This is a genomic window from Pseudanabaena sp. CCNP1317 (assembly GCF_034931345.1).
GTDB classification, from domain to species: domain Bacteria; phylum Cyanobacteriota; class Cyanobacteriia; order Pseudanabaenales; family Pseudanabaenaceae; genus Pseudanabaena; species Pseudanabaena galeata.
The window spans coordinates 23,092-38,980 of the sequence record NZ_JAYGIF010000014.1; the positions used below are offsets into that span (position 1 = coordinate 23,092).

Below are 15,889 nucleotides of genomic sequence, written 5' to 3' on the forward strand. Positions count from 1 at the left end.
ACAAGAATTTTTGCTAAGGTAGAAGCAGAAAAATTAAAGCCTTGTCAGTAGTGCCGTATAGGTGAGTGTATGGCGAGAAGAGTTAACTCTTGTGTATGTATTGGTATGGCGATCGCAGTGACAATCTTCAGTGCGATCGCCTATACTCCTGCGGTGCGATCGGATGATTCAGCTAATGCTAATGAAAAGCTAGGCACAGTAAGAACTTTGCCTAGTCTTCAAACGAGAGCGCGTCCACCTTTACAGCCTGATACTTTGCATGTGGGCATGTTAGAGACGCAGTTTCTTAAATATGCTCAGGATAATAATTGGGCGGCGATCGCGACGATTCATCGGGATGACTATACCGTTCATAAGTTGCAACCAGGAGGCGAGGGCTTGTATGCCTTGCCCGATCGCAAACTCGTTTATGTTAGAGGCTTTACGGCAAATATTTACTTTGAACGCGATCGCTTGGTGGGGATTAGATTGACTCCCGATAATCGCGATCGCCCTTTGACGACATCAGAGTTATTAAATCTAGTTAGGGCTTGGTTTCCTGATGATGTTTTGAGTGTCATCTATCAAGTCGCGCCATCTGATCCGCGCAAAAGTATAGTCGAAACGCTAATTGGTACAATACCAAAAGCTTTTGAACAGGATCTGGGGAAAGTCAGCTTGCCTTTTTGTCGAGCGATCGTTTTTCCCTCGCCTGTTCCTGTAAATACATTATCGACATGTAACCTGAATATATAGAAATCTCTCTATATGTAACAGACAAGGGGCTTAAGCCCCTTGTTGCTAAATTTATTGATAAATCACTTTCCATGCAAAAACGAGTTCTATCTGGTGTACAACCGACTGGCAATCTGCACATCGGCAATTATTTGGGGGCAATTCGCAACTGGGTAGAGACTCAGGCTGATTACGAAAATTTCTTTTGTGTTGTCGATCTGCACGCGATTACGGTTCCTCATGATCCGAAAACCTTAGCTAGCAACACCCGCGATATTGCTGCACTGTATATTGCCTGTGGTATCGATCCCAGTATTTCTACGATTTTTGTGCAGTCCCATGTTTCGGCACATGCCGAACTCACATGGCTACTCAATTGCATCACGCCGCTTAACTGGTTGGAGCGGATGATCCAATTTAAAGAGAAGGCAATTAAGCAGGGCGAAAATGTGGGTGTGGGCTTGTTGGACTACCCCGTATTAATGGCAGCAGATATTTTGCTGTATCAAGCCGATTTAGTCCCTGTCGGCGAGGATCAAAAGCAGCATTTAGAACTTACGCGAGATATTGCGGGAAGATTTAACGATCAGTTTGCACCAGTTTTGAAAGTGCCTAATCCCTTAATTCGCAAAGAAGGGGCGCGGGTGATGAGCCTCACTGATGGCACAAAAAAAATGTCGAAGTCCGATCCTTCGGAAATGAGTCGGATTCATATCCTAGATAAGCCTGATGAGATTACCAAGAAAATCAAGAAGTGTAAAACCGATGCAGTGCGCGAGTTAGCTTTTGATGATAGCGATCGCCCTGAAGCAAATAATCTCCTTGGTCTATACGCAATTTTTGCCAATAAAACTAAGGAACAAGTCCAAGCTGAGGCTGCCACATGGCGTGGTTGGGGCGATTTTAAAACTGTGCTGACTGATGCTGCGATCGCGCATCTTGAGCCGATTCAAACTAAGTATGATGAAGTGGTAAAAGAGTCAGGCTATCTAGATCGCGTATTAAAAGAAGGTCGTGAAAAAGCCTCTGAAACCGCTTTTAAAACCCTCAATGCTGTCAAAGATGCAATGGGCTATTTGCCACCTTTGTAATCATTATTAATAGAGTAAAAAACAAGTATATTTTTGTCTAATCATTTAATTGTTCTTTCAAATTCTGATTAGACAAAATATTTTTTATAGTGAAAAACATGGAAATTAATTTCAATGTAGATGATTTTGCTAAATGGATTGGTGAGATATGTGGCTCTAAGCCGACGTTAAATGAGAATGAATATATATACGCATTTCGGGATTATCGATCATACGGAAATGATAGCAAAACCGAACTAACACTAGATAAAAGTAAGCTTAACAGTATTATCGAATCTCTTGGGCAATTCTCTGTAGTTGACGAAACAATTATTTCTAATGGCTATATATTTGAAACACTTGTAAGAGAAGAAGGTTCGCCTAACAAAAACCCCTTTCGATATATATCCGATGGACTAGTAATCAGAGATCCTATTAATAAGATTACTTATCAATTAATGAGACCTTCAGATGAGTTTATTTTGTTCTTAATATCTAAAGCCGCTAGCATAAGCTCAGCGAGAGATTTATCAAACCGACGATTTAATAGTAGTAGTTGGTCAAGCATTTTAGCTGAAAAGCCATGTTTAATAGAATTAACTAAAAAAATGACACGCGGCGGATTATCCCTGCGAATTGAGTCGGAAGAGAGAAAAAGCAGCAAAGAATTTGAAAATTTTAGTTCGGCTTTTTTATTTAATATTACTTACAATACTGATTCAGCTTTAATTCAACAAATAGGATTTGAGGAATTACTCAGGACATCAAGAATTTCTAGGACTAACGAATTTAATTATAAGGAATTAGAGCCTCCTCGCAGATTCTATATACCAGATTTAATACACCATTATCAATTAGCTGTCGCTTCTGAAAATCCGATGTTGGAGTATATTTCTTACTATCATATAGCAGAACATTTTTTTGAATCTATGTTTTATGATGATCTGATTGAAAAAGTTAGAAACAAAATTACTGGTGCTGATTTTTCATATAAACGCAAATCAGATATTTCGTCACTCATTAAAGATATTAGTAAGTCTGTCAAACTAAGAGATGAAAGTTTAACATTTAATGAACAGGAAGGTTTGCAAATTACTCTTAAAAATTTTGTTAAAATAGATGAACTCAAAACTAAAATTGAATCATATCAATCAGATCTTCTTGATTATTACAAATTAAACTTAGTGCCTTTTTCTGGTGGGGCAAAGGTAGACTTAAATTCTAATGATATACAGCTTATATATAAGCATCTTGCCGCAAGAATATATCAGACAAGAAATTCTATTGTTCATAGCAAAGATTCAGACAAATCGAAATATACCCCTTTTAAAGACGATAAATCTTTAGTAAAAGAAGTCCCACTTATTCGATTTATTGCTGAGCAAATAATATTTAGTACATCGAAAGTTATTTAGTTGAAATTTAACCATTACGATAAAATTTATTTATTTACATCAATTAGTACAAAAATTATAAATATTAAGTAAGCTATGATTAGTTCAATGACTTTGAGATGAAAGGATGGCTACCGTATCAATTTTGCCAATTTCTGATCCTAAAGGTGAAAAATCATATCGCGCCCTTGCAGGTGATAAACACTCTGAGGGCAAAACTGCGGGGCAAGCTTTAGACGCATTAACGGCTCAACTAGGTGAAATAGAATTTAGTGCGATCGTTCTTATTCAAAGCTTTCAGCCTGACTCATTGTTTGGGGCGGAACAACAAAAACACCTATCTGAGTTAATGGACTTGTGGAGACTTGCAAGAGATCAAGACCAAGAATTATCAATCAATCAACAACAAGAGCTAGATCAATTAGTTGAAGCTGAGTTAAGAGCCGCAACAGCACGTACATCAATCTTGATCCAGAGTTAATGAATCCTTAATATGTTGCGATCGCTAAGCGTGCCAATCATCGCTGTGAATACTGCCAAGCTCCTGAAATTGTTTTTAATTTTCCTTTTGAAGTTGAACATATTATTCCTTTGTCTCGACAGGGCAAAAACACCCTAGAGAATCTAGCTCTTTCCTGTCGTTCTTGTAACCTTCGCAAAGGAAGCCGTATGAGTGGAAATCTAGCTAACGCTGATAGTGAGATTGCTTTCTTTCATCCAAGAAACGAAAAATGGCATGAACATTTTTATGTCAATACTGAAATCGGTACGATCACGGGAATTATCCCAACAGGAGAAGTTACAGTCAAATATCTAGAAATGAATAGCCCTGCACAGGTAGGAGCAAGGCAAATATGGATTCGTCTCGGCTTATTTCCTTGAACTCAACAAAGCCTATTTACGTTTGAAATAAGCGCGATAAACGGGCAAACCTTGCGAAATTACTGAACTTTCGCGCTCGGTAGGAATATGCTCAGGAAAAATCGAACTATCGGCAAAATTTCCAGCCCCAGCGAGATTAATAAAATTATCATTGGCATCGAAATGTTGACGCATATCTTCAGCTACTTCCAACACATCTGACTGCAAAAATACATTGGCACTGGGTACAAGTAACTTCGCTAAAGTTGCAACCAGCTCAGGTTGAACGGCGCGGCGTTTTTGTTGGCGACGCTTAAACCAAGGATCGGGAAATTGGACTGTGACTTCATGCAATGAGCCTTTAGTTAATAGTCCCGCTAGCGACACATTGGCATTGCAAAAAATGTAATGCAGATTCTTTAAATCTAGTTCGTCGCGCACTTCATTACAGCGATCGACTAGTGGCTCCCGAATTTCTAAACCCAAAAAATTCCAATCGGGCTTAAGTTGCGCCATTTGCAAAATATAACGTCCCCTTGCCGATCCAATATCCAGACTTAACGGCTTTGACCAATCGGCATAAACCTCAGTCCAGACTGGTGGTGCGATCGCCACGCTGTATTTTTTGGCTAATGGATTTACATGTTCACGTACACGCGCCCGCCGTGAAACATTTTCATTGCTAACGTTGACAATGATTTCAGTTGGGGATGGTTTGGGTTGGGGAGTTGAGGAGTTTTGCATAGTATTTAAGGATACCTCAGATCGAAGATATGACGCTTTGGGCAGCCTCTTCGATCTGCAATTCTCATTATAAAAATCGGTTTTTTGAAAGCACTCCGTTGGAGTGCTTTCAAAAAACCGATTTTAGTGTTTCCAACGCCTAAGGCGTTGGAAACACTAAAATCGGTTTCATAATGAAAATTGCTACAAAAAATGGCTTTTGGTTTTTGACAAACACTTTTGATCCCTGCTCTGCGATATATCTGGAATAGTGCTAAAAATTCCCCAACTTATTGATCGCTATGCCTGTCGCGGATTGGTCTCTAAAGCATTTCTCTAGTATGTCTGACCAGCATTTTCCGATTACCTATTCCACCCTTGCACCGCAAGCCTTGGTAGATCGTGTTTTATCTCGCTATGCTGTGGGCGAAATTACTAGTTGTGTATTTTGGATGCGGGGGCTGAGCGATATCTATTTAGTGGAAGCAGGCGATCGCCGTTATGTATTGCGAGTTTCCCATGCCCATTGGCGATCTAAAGCAGAAATCGAATTTGAATTAGAATTATTAGCTTTTTTGCACAAAAATTATATTCCTGTGGCACATCCCCTCACAACTAATGATGGACGACTAGCAATTGAGATTCCAGCCCTTGAAGGTAAACGCTATGCCGCCTTATTTACTTATGCTGAAGGTCAAGTCGCTGTTGGCGATCTGAATAAAGTGCAGGCACAAAAGTTAGGGGAAACCTTGGCACAGCTTCACGGCACTGCCCAAGACTTTAATTGTCATATTGATCGCCCCCATTTGACGATCGAGTATTTACTAGATGACTCATTGCGAGATCTATCACCGTTTTTGAATGGGGCAACGCGAGCATATATGAATGAAGCGATCGCCCAAATCAAAGAACAAATCCATCATTTACCCAAAGAATTCCCCATTTGGAGTGTTTGCTGGGGTGATCCGCATAGCGGTAACGTGCATTTTACGGAAACCAACGAGATCACCCTATTTGATTTTGATCAATGTGGTTATGGCTGGCGATCATTTGACATTGCCAAGTTTTTGCAAGTGACTTTGCGCGCAGGTATTAGTCCCATCGTTCGCAAGGCTTTTTTGCATGGTTATCAGTCAGTCCAGCCTCTCGAAGATATCGAATTGATATGTATGCAACCCTTGATCCAAGTTGCACAGATTTGGCAATGGGCGATCAGTGTCAAGCACGCGATCGTACACAATCACAGCAAACTTGATGCGAGTTACTTCCACCAACGTCTTGAGCATTTTAAGATGTTGCGATCGCCCGACTGGAAGCCTTTTTAATTCATATAGCAACGCAAGAGATAGCTAGGAAAAATCAAACCCAAAAAGATGAGTGGCGGCGCGAAGTGCCGCCACTCATCTTTTTGGGTTTATGTGTCGAATTACAGCGCTTTGCGCTCAAACCCAAAAGGCGACGCAAAGCGTCGCCTTTTGGGTTTTGTGCAGGAACAGTTAACAAGGCTGACTATAATTGAGATTTAATAGTTAGTAATAAAAAATAAACTATCCCAACTTATTCTCAATAAATTATGAAATATTGGCGATTTATCACCAGCTTTATCCTAGCAACTGTCTTATTTTTAAACCCTTTGCCAGTACAAGCTGCTAGCTCCTCTAGTGTTACTGGTTCCATCCTCAATAAAGCTGAAGGTGAGGATTTCTCTGGTAAAAACTTAATTAGAGCCGAATTTACAAGTGTCACTTTAAAAAATGCAAATTTTACCAATGCAGATTTGCGCGGCGCACTTTTTAACGGCGTTTTATTAGATGGTGCGAATTTACATGGGAGTGATTTTAGCTCAGGAATAGCTTACGTCACTAGATTTAAGAATGTCGATCTGAGTGACGCAATCTTAGCTGATACCAATATGCTGCGATCAACCTTTGATGGGGTAAATGTCACAGGTACTGACTTCACCAATGCATTGATCGATGTGCAGCAATTAAAGAAACTTTGTCTTAACGCCTCTGGCACAAACTCGAAAACAGGCGTTGACACCCGCGAATCCCTAGGATGCTAATAATAAAAAGGAGCGCATTGCGCTCCTTTTTATTATTCTAAAGGTTCCACGGATACACCACGAATGATTCGTGAAAGTTCCGATTTTTCATCCACCGATACTCGTGTTGGTGAACCACTCAAAATCCTCTCAAATCCTTGGAATGAATCCTTGATTTGTGCGCCTTCATCAGTAATCACATACTCACGAATACGGCTGTCATGGCGCGATCCCCGCATCTTGAATACATTGACCGCCCGCGACATTTGTCCACGGATTTCCACATATTGCAACAGAATAATTGTATCTGTAATCGTCGAAATATGTGACTCAGTAATTGAATGCGAACCCATGAACTGATCGGTTGTATTCGTAAATAAGCCCGTAATTTCTTCTTGCTTAACATAGCCCGTTAAGCCAATCACGAATTGACGGAAGGTATTGTTGCTGACACCTCTAGCTAGAGCCGAAAGAGAATCGATCGCAATGCGAGATGGCTTAAAGGACTCAATTTCAGACTTAATCACCTGTAGATGATCTTCTAGTCCCGATGACTCAGGGTAAACACAAATAATTTTTAGTAAGCCAGAACTTTCCCATTTATCAAAATCAGTTCCCCAAGATGAAGCATTACGCGTAAGCTGTTGGCGAGATTCCTCATAGGCAAACAAGATCGCCCGTTCGCCATTCTCACAACCATTCTCAATAAACTTACTTACCATCAAAGTCTTACCAGTACCCGTTGCTCCAGTGGTAAGAATGATCGAATCTTTGAAATAGCCACCGCCGCACATTTCATCAAGGGTGGCGATGCCCGACGAAACTCTAGTATTAGAAGATTTTTGAGTAAGACGCATCGCACCCAAGGGAAAGATATTGATCCCTTTGCTGGTCATCGTAAACGGAAATTCTCCCTTCATGTGGGTTGTGCCACGCAGTTTCAGAATTTCGGCAGTACGATGGCGACGTTCTCCATCAAGGACATTTCTTAAAATAATGACGTTATCAGAAACAAATTCCTCTACGCCAAATCTTGCTACGGGACCATACTCTAATTCTCGCTCGGTGGTCATGACTGTAGTTACGCCCAAAGACTTGAGGCGAGCGACAATCCGAAAGATTTCGCGGCGAACTAAGCCTAGGGAGTCGTATTGTTGAAAAATAGCAGTCATCGAATCAATGGAGATCCGTTTTGCTTTGTATTTAATAATTGCGTATTGAATGCGTTCAATTAAAGCCGATAGATCAAAATCGCCAACTACTTCTTGACCTTCAGGATCGGGAGAGGCATCGAGGATAAACAATCTACCTTGATCGATTAATTCTTGGAGATCCCAATTAAAACTATGAGCATTTTTGATAATGTCAGAGGGTGACTCTTCAAAGGTAACAAATACGCCATGCTCGTCCAGCCCTGTAATGCCGTTATAGAGAAACTGCATTGCTAATAAAGTTTTGCCAGTACCCGATGTACCACTGACAAGAGTTGAGCGCCCTTTGGGTAAGCCCCCATGAGTGATATCATCCAACCCTTCAATCATGGTGCGTAACTTTTGGACACCTAGCTCTTGTCTTTTTATATCGTTACTGTCGTTATTTTTTTCAGTTGATGAGCTAGTCATTGCCAATTAATTCCTCATATAGTAAATCTAGTCCGATTAATACCTTTTCGCGATCAGACAGATCGCCAATTATTTTTCTAACAGGTGGTGGTAAAACCTTTGCTAAGGTAGGAGTAGCAAGGATTTTATCTTCTTCAGCTAGTTGTGGGTTTTTAAGCACATCAATGACCTTCAATGTATAAACTCCTTGAAACTCTTTCTCAAGGATATCGTTGAGCATTTTCAGCGCCCGCACAGAGTTTGGCGTGTTGCCTGCGACGTAGAGTTTTAGGACGTAGGTTTTACGAATCATTTCATTAATTTGGGTTGCGTCGGCTATTTATAACGTATCTCTTAAACTTCTAGAAAATAAATCTTTGCATTGGCGATGGAGCGATAGGGGGACATAAACTAAAGTTTAGGCACAATATAGGCAGAGTTTCAAGATTTTAAGTAGACCAAGCGGATTTAATCTAGTGAATATTTCTGTAAAAAAGCTTGATTAGATCTTTAAGATCTTTTTAAGTTCCTGTTAGGAGCGTGGAATAGATCGACGATATAGCTCACATAGATGCGCGATCATATCAATTAGCGTAATTCGATAATCTAGTAAAATTTCATCATTTCTACCTTCTAGTCTTAATTGCTTAGCAAATTCGTCCATTAGTTCCATATGAATTTCTAGAACCTGTGATACAGAAATATCCGCAAAAAAAGAAAGATTAACGAATTCATCAATTTTTTGATTTAAATCATCACTTTTTTCGAGAAAGTATTCGAGGATAATCGACCGATAAATGTTTTTTAAGCGCTCAAGATACTCTTTTCTATCTTCAGGTGATAGGTTACGGAGAAATAATCGTGAATCGCGTTTGTAATACACCCCCAAATACCCCAATCTTTCATTAAGCTTTCTGGCTAATCGCTGTTGTTGGACACTTAAAGACTCAGAAGCCGCACTGTGCGGAATATTGACATAGACTTGATGTCTAACTTGTGGCGAAATCTTGATAAAAGTGTCGATCGCCTGATCGATAATTGTGGGCAGATCTTGGATCTGATCAAAATTGATACTGATACTGGCTCGATAAAAGTCCTTTGATTCGCTTTGTTCATAGTGAGGGTCACTTTGTTCATAAAGATCTTCTAGAACTAATATGGTAGGTATGAAAATGTTCAACATACCAAGGTGATCGATGACAGTCTCGACATCGGGGATCACATTTTCAAATATAACTAGACAGTCTTGGACATTTTGAGTTTTTGTTAATAAACTTACAAGTGCTTCTAATTCGGTAACAACCGTAATAGTGTATCGATCCTCTGGCAAATATTTTGCAAGAGTAGATTTGGTTTGGCTGACATTAGCTTCAGCCACCAAACAGCATACTTGTAGATTGGACAGAACAGGCACGGGCTATTGGTGGTTGATAATGACTTGAATTTTATCTTAAGCTTTATTTTCGCACTTAAATAGCGAAATCATGTGAGATTGGTGATTGTACTATATATAAAAAATTATAGGCTGTTAGTGACAAACACCACTTATTAAACATAATCCAAAAGGGTTTCAGCATATGGACTCCCTCATCTTAAATCAGTCTTTAGAGATATATGGACAGTCGATTGTAGCAATTTGCCGACTACCCACTGATACTGCTGAAGCAATAGCCCTTCTTCAAAAAGGATGGTCTCATGTGGTGGTGGTGGATCAAAATGATCTGCCACAGGGTTTGTTTAATGCACGATGTTTATTAAATTGGCAATCTAAATCAGTAGATGGTTATACATTTTCTGCGCCATCGATCGCTTTAGAAGATATTGATCTTGAGCCATTACCTGCGATTTCGATCGCCATGACGATCGCCGATTTTTTGCAAAGAATCTCTCAATATCGGCATTCAGCAGAAACTTGGGCTTTGGTAGATAGCAATGGTAGATTTGCATCTCTTTTGGATGTCTCAAGCTTACTGCGATCGCTCGTACAAGAAGATAAAAATCAAAGCCCGTCCATCACCTCATTGTTATTGCCCTTGATCTATCAGTTGCCTCTGCCTGTGATGGTTAGCGATCGCGATGGAGCAATTGTGGGTATGAATGCCGCATGGCGCAATAGCTTGTACGAGAGCTTACCTAGCAATACCGTGGCTGATATATTGCCAGTCGATGAGACTAGTAGCAGTATCTCAAATACATCTACATCATCTCCAACAAAGGGACAAGTTAATGAGCGTTCCCACGTACTAGAGCCAAAGCTCCCTGTAACTCACCAGTTTTGTACTACTGATGGTGCATCGTTTACATGGCAAGTGATTAGTGTGGCTTTGCAGGGCAGTTTGCAAGGGCTAGATCTGGCGATCGCCTATGACATTACAGCCCAAAAAAATCTGGCTCAAGAGCTATCGGGGCTAAGTCGGGTCAAAGATGAATTTTTGACCTGCATTAATCATGAGCTGAAAACGCCATTAACCTCAGTAATTGGGATCGCCAGTTTATTGAGCAACAACACCTTTGGCGAACTTAATGAACGTCAGAGTCGCTATGTGAAGATGATTCATCAAAGTGGTCGGCAATTAGTTTCGATTATTGATAATATTTTTGACCTTGCTAAAGCTGAGTCAGGGCAATTAGAACTATATGCAGAGACTGTTTCAGTCAAAGAGATTTGTCAAAAAAGCATCCAGCAAGCGAAGAAGTTAGTTCAACAGGATTCCACGATTTTTCGTAACTATAACTTTGAAGAAGGCTGGGAGTTAGATATTCACCTAGACATTGATCCAACGGTACAGACAATTTATGCCGATGAAACTAGGTTGCAGCAAATGCTGGTAAATCTGCTTTCCAATGCTTTTAAATTTAGTTTTTCGCCATCGGAACTGGTTGATGATTTACCATCTATTTCTCCACAAATAGGGATGACTGTGAAGTGGTGGGAAGGCTGGCTCGCCATCACGGTCTGGGATCAGGGAATTGGAATACCTGAAGAGAAACAAAGTTTAGTATTTCAAAAATTTCAACAGGTGGAAAACGTCCTAACTCGGCGCTTTGAAGGTACTGGATCGAGTTTGCTCTTAACCAGACACTTGGCGCGTTTGCACGGTGGTGATATTACCTTTGTTTCGCAGGTTGATGTGGGCAGTCAGTTTACGATTTTGTTGCCGCCTGAAACTAGATCCAATCATGATCATGTTCACTTTGAGCAGCTTGATCGACGGATGGATATTAGTCAGGGGCGATTAGTATTGGTGGTAGAAACTTCTACGGAGGCTTTAGATTGGTTGAGAAATACTCTGGCGGATTTTAATTATCAAGTAGTAATTGCGCGATCGGGAACTGAAGCTCTAGAAAAAGCAAGGCGGTTGCAACCTTGTCTAATTTTGTTGAGTCCAGATGTGCCGATGTTGTCGGGCTGGGATGTATTAGCTTTACTCAAGGGGGATACGGTAACCCAGCATATTCGCGTGGTGATGATGAAACGAGCCGATGAACCCAAAATTAATTCGCATCAAGCTGACGGAATATTGCTCAAACCGATCAAAGCTGCCGAATTGAGTGTATTTTTGCCTAACTATGCGGCTAGACCAAAATCCCTCAAGTTCTTATACCTAAATCAAAATCTGGAAGAGGGTGTAATTGAATTACTACACGACCTTGGTCATAGCTTACTAGAAGCGGAAGACTTGCCCCAAGCAGATGTGTTGTCCAAAATTTGGCAGCCAGATCTATTTCTGCTGAATGGTGATAATCAAGTTTTGCTAAAGTATCTAGAAGATATTAGTGAATTAGAGACGCTATCAAGTTTACCAATCTTGATCGTTACCAAGTCAGCGATCGCCGAAATTAATTGGCTCCAAAATCGATTTGCAAACCTGAGTTTGCATGATTGTCTGAGTTTAGATTTAGATAATTTAGATACAGCTAGAGCCGAAGTTTTATTGGCTTTGCATCAGTCAATTAATAATGCTGTATGTTACTTTGTGCCAAACTCTTTTGCGAATACTGCAACTATTAACCGTGGTTGATAATCAATTAGAGTAAAGATTTTGGGTTTTCATTTTACTGTATACAAAATGAAACCCACTCTAAATAGTGTATGGGGGTATATCCCTTTTGGGCGCACTCTCATACACTATTTAAGGATGTTATATCTGGATTTTGAGCCATTTCGCCGAACATATTTGGAGAGCAATCAAGCTAGATTTAGGAGGTATTGTTTAGGGATTGGCAATTTGTTTAATAATTGTTTAGAAATAATTGTTTAGAAATAATTGTTTAAATATAAGTGATAGATCTGTCGCTAACTTTTTTAGAGAACATCAAAATTAGTAAGTGAAAAGCGCCATATCTTGCTAAGGATGTCAAGCTTAAGGTAGAGGGAGTATCAACCAATGAATCGAGAGGCTAAGTCCTTAAATATTGCAGGTAGTAGGACTGAAGTCATGCAAGTTGGAGTGATGCAATTTCCGAGCGTTGGTTTAGTCAATAGTGAGGCGCTGGTTAAAGAGGTAACCTTGATGGCGATCTCCGAAATTAATCAATCAGGAGGCATATTAGGAAAAAATATTGATCCCATTGTGATTGATATTGTGGCGAATGATCACAGTATTGCTTCGCAAGCAGGATCGTTATTGCATGAACTGGATATTAAAAATTTATTTGGGTGTGGTTTATCGTCGGTGCGGAAACAGGTAATTCCTATCCTTGAAAAGCATCAAGCCCAACTTTGGTATCCCTATTATTACGAGGGGCTAGAATGCTCAGACAATATCTTTTATACAGGTGCATGTCCCAATCAAGTGATCCAGCCAGCGATTAATTGGTTGCTGCAAAACAAAGGCGATCGCATTTACTTAGTTGGCACAGATGGTATTTATTCACGCACAGTTAATAAGATTATTCGCGCTCAAATTAAGCAGCAAAATGGCTTATTACTGTGTGAAGACTATATTCCCCGTGACATATCTAACTACCATGAAAGTATTGCCAAAATTAAGCATACTGAACCTGCTGCGGTAATTAGCACCCTATCTCCACAGAACTCCATTGCTTTTTTACAACAGTATGTCGAAGCGGGAATTCAGGCTAAAGAAATTCCCATTCTATCATTGCGCTTAACTGATCTAGAACTGAGGTATCTCTGGGAAAGTCTAGAGCATCCTGTGGCGATCGCAGGCCATCTGGCTAGCTCTAACTATTTCCAAAGCCTAGATACGGCGCACAATCAAGATTTTTTACGTAAATACTCAATTTGGTACGGTGTTGAGCGATCGCCAACGCCAACTGTTAACGTCGTCATGCAAGCTGCGTATACTCAAGTTTTTTTGTGGAAACAAGCCGTTGAAGCCGCTCAAACCTTTGACGTGATTCCAGTACGTCAGGCGGCCTATGATCAAAGCTTTGCTTCACCTGCTGGTAAAATCGTCCGCGATCGCAACCATCACATTTGGACAGCTTGTCGAGTTGCGGAAATTACTCCCACAGGTAAGTTTGAAATCTTATATACAGTCGATCCGATCAAACCAAAGCCATGGTTAGGAGTAGAGGAATTAAATCCAGATACATCAACCGTAGTTATTGAAATCCTTGCGGATATTACTCAAGGCATTCAGCAAAGTTGGCAGCTAGAAAAAGATGCTCAGGACTTGGAATTTACGATCGCGGAGCTATTAGGAAGAGGGCAAGGTAAAGGGCGTAACCAACTTGCTCCTGAGATTACCCGTGCGGTAATGTCGAAGATGTTTAAAGCAAATCAGCGCCTTCTCAAAACACAGGCAGATTTGTTAAATGTGGAAGGGGCTTTACGGGATGCCAATGAACTATTAGAGCATCGTATTGAACAGCGCACGATGCAATTACAGAAAACGATCAGACGTTTACAAAATGAAGCGGCGGATCGTCAGCAAGCGGAAATACTATTACGGGAAAGTCAGCAGAGATTTTCGGCGATCGCCGATAATGTCCCTGGGGTGGTCTATCGGGCTGTGCTACATCCTGATGGCGCTGTCTCTATGCCTTACATTAGCCCCCGCACGCAGGAAATCTTTGGCATATCCGTCGAAGAGTTTACGGAGCATTTGGAATGGGTATTTGATATGGCGCATCCTGAAGACCGTGCGGAACTCAATGAGATGGTGCAGATATCTGCCGAAGAATTGATGACCTTTGAGCATGAATATCGGGTCTCTAGTTTGTTTGAGAAAGTTAAGTGGGTACGCATTATCTCTCAGCCCCATCGCAATGACCAAGGCGATACGGTTTGGGATGGGGTGATTATTGATATTAGTCATCAAAAGCAAATTGAAGAATCTTTACGTCAAGCGGAAGAGAAGTATCGCAGCATTTTTGAACATGCGATCGAAGGCATTTTTCAAGCTCAAACCGATGGATGTTATATCAATGCTAATCCTGCACTGGCCAATATTTATGGCTATGAAAATCCCGCAGAACTGCTTACTGCTGTTGCGTTAGATCCATATCGTCTATTTACAGAACCAAAACGTTATCAAGAACTCTTACATCAACTAGCTACCGAAGGCTCAGTGGCTAGTTTTGAAGCTTTGGTCTATAAGAGCGATCGCAGGATCATTTGGATTTTGATTAATGCCAGAGCTAATTATGATCATGAAGGTAACTTTATTTCCTATGAGGGACTGGTTCAAGATATTACGGAACGGAAACTTGCCGAACAAGCCCTCAAAGCGGAGCAAGAAAAGTCAGAAAATTTGTTACTGAATATCTTGCCAAAAGAGATCGTCAAACAACTGAAGATTAACAATAATGTGATCGCCTCAAGGTCTGATAATGTCTCCATTTTGTTTGCGGATATTGTGGACTTTACGACCCTCTCGACCCAAGTTTCACCCAATGACTTAGTGACTATGCTCAATGGAATTTTCTCTTCTTTTGATCTGCTTGCCGATCAGTTGGGATTAGAAAAAATCAAGACCATTGGGGATGCCTATATGGTAGTTGGTGGATTGCCCACGTCTCGTCCTGACCATGCTGAAGCGATCGCCGAGATGGCTCTAGCCATGCAAAAATCTATCTCTAATTTTAAACGTGATGACGGTACTGCTTTTCGTTTACGAATTGGAATTAATACAGGGGCAGTTGTGGCAGGGGTGATCGGTATCCGCAAATTTATTTACGATCTGTGGGGTGATGCTGTGAATGTCGCTAGTCGGATGGAATCCCATGGTTTAGCGGGAGGGATTCAGGTGACGCAAGCAACCTATGAGTTACTCAAAGATAAATATTCTTTTTGGCATCGTGGCAAAATATTTGTCAAAGGAAGAGGTGAAATGGATACATATATGTTGCTTGACCGTAAGTCTGATTCGCCTGCATCAGAGTTAGCGTCAGCAGACCAAGAGGAGATGCAAAGCCTATCCTCTTCTGTATAGGGGATTATCTGCGCTAAGGAACAGTAAAATAAGGAACCAGATTTTTAGTGATGAGGCGAAGCCATACCACTAAAAATCT

13 protein-coding genes are annotated in these 15,889 nt (G+C 40.7%); 9 read left to right on the forward strand and 4 right to left on the reverse strand.

Annotated elements, in window-relative coordinates:
* The first annotated feature begins 69 nt into the window (after nt 1-69).
* The 5 genes from VB775_RS06985 to VB775_RS07005 all read left to right on the forward strand — a co-directional run bounded on the left by VB775_RS06985 (nt 70) and on the right by VB775_RS07005 (nt 4,060).
* Nucleotides 70-735, forward strand: coding sequence for a hypothetical protein (locus tag VB775_RS06985; RefSeq protein WP_281006370.1), 666 nt, complete (start codon nt 70-72; stop codon nt 733-735).
* Nucleotides 736-806: 71 nt separating this feature from the next.
* A complete protein-coding gene (gene trpS / locus VB775_RS06990) occupies nt 807-1,805 on the forward strand; it encodes a tryptophan--tRNA ligase (protein WP_281006371.1) in 999 nt (332 codons plus the stop codon).
* Between the two features lie 98 nt (nt 1,806-1,903).
* Complete coding sequence (locus VB775_RS06995; protein ID WP_281006372.1) at nt 1,904-3,199, forward strand: hypothetical protein; 1,296 nt, start codon at nt 1,904-1,906, stop codon at nt 3,197-3,199.
* Between the two features lie 106 nt (nt 3,200-3,305).
* Nucleotides 3,306-3,659: a hypothetical protein gene (locus tag VB775_RS07000; protein WP_281006373.1), complete on the forward strand. Its 354-nt coding sequence runs from the start codon at nt 3,306-3,308 to the stop codon at nt 3,657-3,659.
* 20 nt (nt 3,660-3,679) lie between these two features.
* On the forward strand, nt 3,680-4,060 hold the full coding sequence (locus tag VB775_RS07005) for an HNH endonuclease (protein ID WP_281009430.1): 381 nt from the start codon (nt 3,680-3,682) through the stop codon (nt 4,058-4,060).
* 12 nt (nt 4,061-4,072) lie between these two features.
* Here the strand turns inward: VB775_RS07005 and trmB are convergent, their stop codons facing one another.
* Nucleotides 4,073-4,783, reverse strand: coding sequence for a tRNA (guanosine(46)-N7)-methyltransferase TrmB (gene trmB / locus VB775_RS07010; RefSeq protein WP_281006374.1), 711 nt, complete (start codon nt 4,781-4,783; stop codon nt 4,073-4,075).
* A 320-nt stretch (nt 4,784-5,103) separates the two neighbouring features.
* On the opposite strand from trmB, the gene VB775_RS07015 reads away from it, so the two are divergent.
* Nucleotides 5,104-6,087, forward strand: a complete 984-nt coding sequence (locus VB775_RS07015) for a homoserine kinase (RefSeq protein ID WP_281006375.1) — start codon at nt 5,104-5,106, stop codon at nt 6,085-6,087.
* A gap of 248 nt (nt 6,088-6,335) precedes the next feature.
* Complete coding sequence (locus tag VB775_RS07020; protein WP_281006376.1) at nt 6,336-6,827, forward strand: pentapeptide repeat-containing protein; 492 nt, start codon at nt 6,336-6,338, stop codon at nt 6,825-6,827.
* Nucleotides 6,828-6,859: 32 nt separating this feature from the next.
* Here VB775_RS07020 and kaiC read toward each other — a convergent pair whose 3' ends face one another.
* The 3 genes from kaiC to VB775_RS07035 all read right to left on the reverse strand — a co-directional run bounded on the left by kaiC (nt 6,860) and on the right by VB775_RS07035 (nt 9,821).
* Complete coding sequence (kaiC, locus tag VB775_RS07025; RefSeq protein WP_281006377.1) at nt 6,860-8,428, reverse strand: circadian clock protein KaiC; 1,569 nt, start codon at nt 8,426-8,428, stop codon at nt 6,860-6,862.
* Nucleotides 8,421-8,720: a circadian clock protein KaiB gene (gene kaiB / locus VB775_RS07030; protein ID WP_009626105.1), complete on the reverse strand. Its 300-nt coding sequence runs from the start codon at nt 8,718-8,720 to the stop codon at nt 8,421-8,423. Before kaiB ends, kaiC begins: the two co-directional genes overlap by 8 nt.
* A gap of 219 nt (nt 8,721-8,939) precedes the next feature.
* Nucleotides 8,940-9,821, reverse strand: a complete 882-nt coding sequence (locus tag VB775_RS07035) for a circadian clock protein KaiA (RefSeq protein WP_281006378.1) — start codon at nt 9,819-9,821, stop codon at nt 8,940-8,942.
* Nucleotides 9,822-9,984: 163 nt separating this feature from the next.
* Between VB775_RS07035 and VB775_RS07040 the strand changes: the two genes are divergently transcribed.
* Together VB775_RS07040 and VB775_RS07045 are read left to right on the forward strand one after the other, a co-directional pair.
* Nucleotides 9,985-12,429 carry an ATP-binding protein gene (locus tag VB775_RS07040; protein ID WP_281006379.1) on the forward strand — a complete coding sequence of 815 codons (2,445 nt, stop codon included), beginning with the start codon at nt 9,985-9,987 and terminating at the stop codon, nt 12,427-12,429.
* A gap of 366 nt (nt 12,430-12,795) precedes the next feature.
* On the forward strand, nt 12,796-15,810 hold the full coding sequence (locus VB775_RS07045) for a transporter substrate-binding protein (RefSeq protein ID WP_281006380.1): 3,015 nt from the start codon (nt 12,796-12,798) through the stop codon (nt 15,808-15,810).
* Nucleotides 15,811-15,889: the final 79 nt, after the last annotated feature.